Source organism: Pseudomonas sp. NPDC086251 (genome assembly GCF_044746405.1).
Lineage (GTDB): Bacteria > Pseudomonadota > Gammaproteobacteria > Pseudomonadales > Pseudomonadaceae > Aquipseudomonas.
The window spans coordinates 1-4,636 of record NZ_JBIVBY010000077.1 but is presented as its reverse complement, the minus strand read 5'-3'; the positions used below and the strand labels follow the sequence as shown (position 1 = coordinate 4,636).

At 57.9% G+C, this 4,636-nt stretch carries 5 protein-coding genes and 1 pseudogene; 4 read left to right on the top strand and 2 right to left on the bottom strand.

Going from position 1 to position 4,636, the window contains the following annotated elements; genetic code table 11:
* On the bottom strand, positions 1-160 hold a 160-nt coding region (locus tag ACIPL2_RS35055), incomplete at its 3' end, for a hypothetical protein (protein WP_401365380.1).
* Positions 161-864: 704 nt separating this feature from the next.
* Here ACIPL2_RS35055 and rluC point away from each other — a divergent pair.
* From rluC to sppA, 3 genes are read left to right on the top strand one after another with little or no spacing between them, the layout of a single operon-like run.
* Positions 865-1,827 (top strand): 23S rRNA pseudouridine(955/2504/2580) synthase RluC, encoded by a 963-nt coding sequence (gene rluC, locus ACIPL2_RS35050; protein WP_214377843.1) that lies wholly within the window; start codon positions 865-867, stop codon positions 1,825-1,827.
* On the top strand, positions 1,814-2,476 hold the full coding sequence (locus ACIPL2_RS35045; protein ID WP_401365377.1) for an HAD-IA family hydrolase: 663 nt from the start codon (positions 1,814-1,816) through the stop codon (positions 2,474-2,476). The genes rluC and ACIPL2_RS35045 overlap by 14 nt, the downstream gene beginning before the upstream one ends.
* Positions 2,477-2,500: 24 nt before the next feature.
* A complete protein-coding gene (gene sppA / locus ACIPL2_RS35040; RefSeq protein WP_401365374.1) occupies positions 2,501-3,490 on the top strand; it encodes a signal peptide peptidase SppA in 990 nt (329 codons plus the stop codon).
* Positions 3,491-3,633: 143 nt separating this feature from the next.
* Here sppA and ACIPL2_RS35035 read toward each other — a convergent pair whose 3' ends face one another.
* On the bottom strand, positions 3,634-4,212 hold the full coding sequence (locus ACIPL2_RS35035) for a Maf family protein (RefSeq protein WP_401365371.1): 579 nt from the start codon (positions 4,210-4,212) through the stop codon (positions 3,634-3,636).
* A gap of 106 nt (positions 4,213-4,318) precedes the next feature.
* Between ACIPL2_RS35035 and ACIPL2_RS35030 the strand changes: the two are divergent.
* Positions 4,319-4,636, top strand: a pseudogene (locus tag ACIPL2_RS35030) (metal-binding protein); the annotation flags it as partial.

Genomic DNA, 4,636 nt, shown 5'->3' with positions numbered 1-4,636 from the left:
CACGGCGTGGTTCGATGCGAGTCATCCGGCCTGTATAGAAGTTGGCCATTTTCTGCTCGCGTGCACCGGATTCGATGTCCAGGTCATAGAGGCGCTGGCCATCTACCAGTGCAACACGCAACTCTTCGGGTTGAGTTGCGTTAATCAGCATTCTTTTCATGTAGTACCGTCGGTTTCCGGGCTGCCGGAAACGGCGTTCGGCACACACGACTTCTCACGGTCGGTGTCAGGTGCGTCAGGAGTGTGGTTGGACACTCCAGTGTCTAGCGATGTCCGGCCAATGTGGGCCAGCGTCGCGACGTACGCGTCCTGCTTGCTGTGGCTACTTAAGCACTCAGTCAGGAGGAGGAATCAACCGGCGACTGTGGACGAGATGAAGCGTCTAAATATAAGCCTAGTGCTACACAGTCCGACGGTTGTGCATCTCCACCCTACACGTATCCCTGATAATTCGGGTGCTGCCGCGCGCAGAATCCGCAGCGGGTTGGCATTTACCGTGAGCTCCGAAAGGGGAGGTCACGCATCATGGCTAATTTAGGCGTTGTTTCCGAAGCGTTCGCTCGGGGTTGTTCGTAGCTGACTGCACTTTGTGAACTGGCCGTGAATATTTGCTCGGAAGGCGAGTGAAAACTCTGCTTTGCGGCATGATTCAGGCCTCATGTCACCTGCGCTCGTTACAGCTGCAAACTCTACCGTTACGTAGCGAAAGCCCCGTAGGACGGCCTCACGTCCTCGTGAATTGCGTTGGTCAGGGCCGGTTTTTGACCGTTAGTCCGCTGTCCAGGCCACTTTTGGCGGCGTTCGCGACTATAGCAGCAATGATTAAGTGCTTCAATTCCATAAAAAATTGTTATCATCCGCACCATGACGACTACTGCCCCTTCGACCCCAGCCGTACAACTGCTGGAGGTCTCGCCGGAATATGCCGGCCAACGTATTGATAACTTCCTTCTCGCTCGGCTCAAAGGCGTGCCCAAGACCTTGATTTACCGCATTTTGCGCAAAGGCGAAGTGCGAGTGAACAAAGGCCGGATCAAGCCCGAATACAAGCTGCAGGCGGGCGATATCGTGCGCGTGCCGCCCGTTCGCGTGCCTGAACGCGACGAGCCGGTGCCGCTGGCTCAAGGCCTGCTCCAGCGCCTCGAAGCCTCGATTGTCTTCGAGGACAAGGCGCTGATCGTGATCAACAAGCCTTGTGGCATCGCGGTTCACGGCGGCAGCGGCCTGACTTACGGCGTGATCGAAGCCTTTCGTCAGTTGCGTCCCGATTGCAAGGAGCTCGAACTGGTTCACCGTCTCGACCGTGATACCTCCGGCCTGTTGATGATCGCCAAGAAGCGCAGCATGTTGCGCCACTTGCACACGGCATTGCGTGGCGATGGCGTCGACAAGCGCTACATGGCGCTGGTGCGCGGTAACTGGGCGGCGTCGATCAAGCAAGTCCGTGCGTCGCTGGGCAAGAGCAATCTGCGCTCCGGCGAGCGCATGGTCGAGGTCGACGAGGAGGAGGGCAAGGAGTCTGTGACCGTGTTCAAGGTCCTGCGCCGCTTCGGCGACTTTGCGACCCTGATTGAGGCCAAGCCGATCACCGGCCGGACTCACCAGATCCGCGTGCACACGTTGCACGCCGGGCACTGCATCGCTGGCGACACCAAGTACGGCGATGACGATTTCAGCAAGGAAATTCGCGACCTGGGCGGCAAACGCCTGTTCCTGCACGCCTACATGCTGACGGTGCCCCTGCCGGATGGCAGCGAGTTGAAGTTGCAGGCGCCTGTCGACGAGATGTGGGCCAAGACCGTGGAGCGCCTGAGTGCACCCCTCTGATTACAAACTGCTGATTTTTGATTGGGATGGCACGCTCGCTGATTCCATTGGTCGGATTGTCGAGGCGATGCACGTCGCCTCCGAGCGCTCCGGGTTCGAGTTGCGCGATGATTTTGCCGTCAAGGGCATCATTGGCCTGGGGCTGCCGGAAGCGATTCGCACGTTGTATCCGGAGATTGGCGATGCCGAACTGATCGCTTTTCGCGAACATTACGCCGATCACTACATCGCCTCGGAAGCCGTACCTTCGCCGTTGTTCGAAGGGGTTGTCGAGTCGATGGAGGCGTTTCGCGCCGAGGGCTATCGCTTGGCAGTGGCGACCGGCAAGGCCCGTCGCGGGCTGGATCGGGTGCTGAAGTCTCACGGTTGGGAAGATTATTTCGACATCACCCGTGCGGCCGACGAAACCGCCAGCAAACCCCATCCGCTGATGCTGGAGCAGATTCTCGCCCATTGCGAGGTTCGTCCGGAGCAGGCATTGATGGTCGGCGATTCGTCCTTCGACTTGCAGATGGCGCGCAACGCCGGTATGGATTCGGTGGCGGTCAGCTACGGCGCGCAATCCATCGAGGCGCTGAAGCTGTTCGAGCCGGCACTGGCGATTGATCGTTTTTCAGAATTGCATGCCTGGCTGAATCAGCGGGCTTAATAGGTTTTTGCTGGGGTAGATGTCATGACCGACGAATGGAAAGCGCCCGCCAAGGCGAGCGCAGAGAGCGGTGACGAGAAAAGCTGGAAGCTGCTGGAAAAGACCCTGCTGGCCAGTGTGCAGGAGCAGCGCCGGTCCCGTCGCTGGGGGATTTTCTTCAAGCTGCTGACCTTTGTGTACCTGTTTGGCGCGCTGGTCCTGTTCACACCGCTGATGGACATGGAAAAAGCCGCCACACGCAGCGCCAACTACACGGCGCTGATCGACGTGACGGGCATGATCGCCGACAAGGAGCCTGCCAGCGCCGATAACATCGTCGGCAGCCTGCGTGCGGCTTTCGAGGACGAGAAGGTCAAGGGCGTCATCCTGCGCATCAACAGCCCGGGCGGCAGTCCGGTGCAGTCGGGGTATGTCTACGACGAAATCCGCCGTTTGCGTGGCCTGCATCCGGACACCAAGGTGTATGCGGTGATCTCGGACCTGGGCGCTTCCGGTGCTTATTACATTGCCAGTGCGGCGGATCAGATCTACGCCGACAAGGCGAGTCTGGTCGGTTCCATTGGTGTGACGGCGGCCGGTTACGGTTTCGTCGGCACCATGGAGAAACTGGGTGTCGAGCGGCGTACGTACACCTCCGGGGAGCACAAGACCTTCCTCGATCCGTTCCAGCCGCAGAAGCCTGAAGAAACGCAGTTCTGGCAGAGTGTGCTTGATACCACTCATCAGCAGTTCATCAACAGTGTGAAGCAGGGTCGTGGTGATCGCCTCAAGGACAAGGAGCATCCGGAACTGTTTTCCGGGTTGGTCTGGAACGGCGAGCAGGCACTGCCGCTGGGGCTGATCGATGGCCTGGGCAATGCGAGCTCGGTGGCGCGTGATGTGATTGGCGAGAAAGAGCTGGTGGATTTCACGGTTCAGGAATCGCCGTTTGATCGCTTTTCGAAGAAGCTCGGTGCCAGTGTGGCTGCGCAGTTGGCGATGTGGATGGGCTTCCAGGGGCCTTCGTTGCGCTGATTTTCTGGCTGATAAAAAAACAGGCTTTTGCCGGTTTTTTAAGTCAAAAGATCGCAGCCTCGTTTCACTCGACAGCTCCTACATTGAAATGCGTATCCCTTGTAGGAGCTGTCGAGTGAAACGAGGCTGCGATCTTTTGATCTTTAAGGTATCTGCACGCCTTCGACCAGCAACATGTCCACCAGCCGAATCAACGGCAGACCGATCAGGCTGGTAGCGTCAGGCCCTTCGGTGCGTTGAAACAAACTCACCCCCAAACCCTCCGCCTTAAAGCTGCCAGCGCAGTCATAGGGCTGTTCAGCGCGTAGATAACGCTCGATGCGCGCCTGATCGAGCGTACGCATATGCACCGTGAACGGCACACAATCCACCTGACACGCTCCCGTCTGACTATTCAGCAACGCCAAACCCGTCAGAAACGTAACACTGGCACCACTGGCCGCCATCAACTGCTCGCGCGCTTTTTCAAACGTATGCGGCTTGCCAATGATCCGATCGCCCAGCACCGCAACCTGATCGGAGCCGATAATCAGATGAGCGGCATGACTGCCGGCCAGCGCCCGGGCTTTCTCCTCGGCGAGACGTTTTACCAACTCAATCGCAGACTCGCCCGGACGATGGCTTTCATCGATATCCGGCGAGCTGCAGGTGAACGGCAGCTGCAAGCGGGCCAGCAATTCCCGGCGGTAAACCGAGCTAGAAGCGAGTAATAAAGGCAGCATGCGCATCTCCAAAAGACAGGTGCGAATTCTAGCGGAGGCTTGCAAGTGACGGACAGGGCTGAATTTCCTTTGACATGGCTGGGTGCATCCCTATAATGCTGCGCCTATGTTGAATGACCCGATTCCACCTCACGTTGACCCGCGCAAATTGGCTGATCGTGGCACCACCCTTCAAGGTGAACTGCTGCTGGCCGATTTGGAGAGACTCTGCGACCCGCTTTCCGACACTGTCGGTACGGTGCAGGCTAAATTCGTTTTTGAACGAGATGAACGTAAGTCTGTGGTAATTCACAGCTTTATCGACACCGAAGTCAAAATGGTTTGCCAGCGTTGTCTTGAGCTGGTCACCCTGCCGATCCATAGCGAATGCAGTTATGCTGTGGTGAAGGAGGGTGGGAATACCGAGTCGTTGCCGATAGGTGAT

Coding starts and splice junctions, on each gene's coding strand:
- rluC (WP_214377843.1), top strand. CDS start 865: ATGACGACTACTGCCCCTTCGACCCCAGCCGTACAACTGCTGGAGGTC.
- sppA (WP_401365374.1), top strand. CDS start 2,501: ATGACCGACGAATGGAAAGCGCCCGCCAAGGCGAGCGCAGAGAGCGGT.
- ACIPL2_RS35035 (WP_401365371.1), bottom strand. CDS start 4,212: ATGCTGCCTTTATTACTCGCTTCTAGCTCGGTTTACCGCCGGGAATTG.